The following is an 814-nucleotide window of genomic DNA, read 5'->3' on the forward strand; positions in this document are numbered from 1 at the left end:
CTCCTTACTTGTCGTTCACTTACTCCGAGTTCTTTAGCTCCTTTTGCGTAGTCATATCCGAATAGCGTAACGAACTGCAATTTAAAGTTGCCCATTGTGATTTACTCCTTTTTTAAAAATCACAATGCACACTCGGTATCGGTGTAAGTGGTTTCGCTCCCCCCCTATTAGTATATGGGGGGAGGGTGTTTCCCTCGGCTGCTGTGCCGTCCTTAACTCAGCTTGGTTTATCAGAAGGCAATCAACTTTTATTGAAAACAGACTAGGGCAGTGAGTGCGATTGGCTATTTCACTGAATTGATACCCGACCCTAATAAACTGTATTGAAAATGGAAACGCTTTCGCGATGAAATGTGAATTTTCTGGAATGTATGACATGGCTACGCCATCCTCCAAGAACTGGAGATACAAAGGTGAGTGGTACGTAATAATTTTGTTCATTATTACGTACCGATACGAATATTACGTAAAAAATTACGTACCACTAAATGGCCTTTTTCATACGGCCTGTTCTGACATTTCTTGCCATAAAAGGTATATGGTCTGGGTTATCAATCAGAAACTCTATCATCTGTTTTATTTCAACTTCTGATTCGTCAGGTATCCAAAGGGTTACTTTCTTTAATCCTTTAGCTTTTTGTTTCTGCTCGTATTTTTGGTTTCTAGTCATAGTGTCACCAGTGACAAGTTATGTATGGCTACAGAATAGCCAAGCCCCTCCCGCGTTGCGGGTCCCTCCCAGCTATTCTGTTAGCTCTGATGGTGCTTCATCGAACACACCAACTTTTGGAGAGTCACACGTAATGAAATCATG

At 41.4% G+C, this 814-nt stretch carries 1 protein-coding gene; it reads right to left on the minus strand.

Going from position 1 to position 814, the window contains the following annotated elements; all coding sequences use genetic code 11:
• Positions 1-484: 484 nt before the first annotated feature.
• Positions 485-670, minus strand: a complete 186-nt coding sequence (locus C2M25_RS07880) for a hypothetical protein (RefSeq protein ID WP_105180822.1) — start codon at positions 668-670, stop codon at positions 485-487.
• Positions 671-814 lie beyond the last annotated feature (144 nt).

It is taken from the genome of Pseudoalteromonas sp. T1lg21 (assembly GCF_002964625.1).
In the GTDB taxonomy this organism is placed as follows: Bacteria; Pseudomonadota; Gammaproteobacteria; order Enterobacterales; family Alteromonadaceae; genus Pseudoalteromonas; species Pseudoalteromonas gelatinilytica.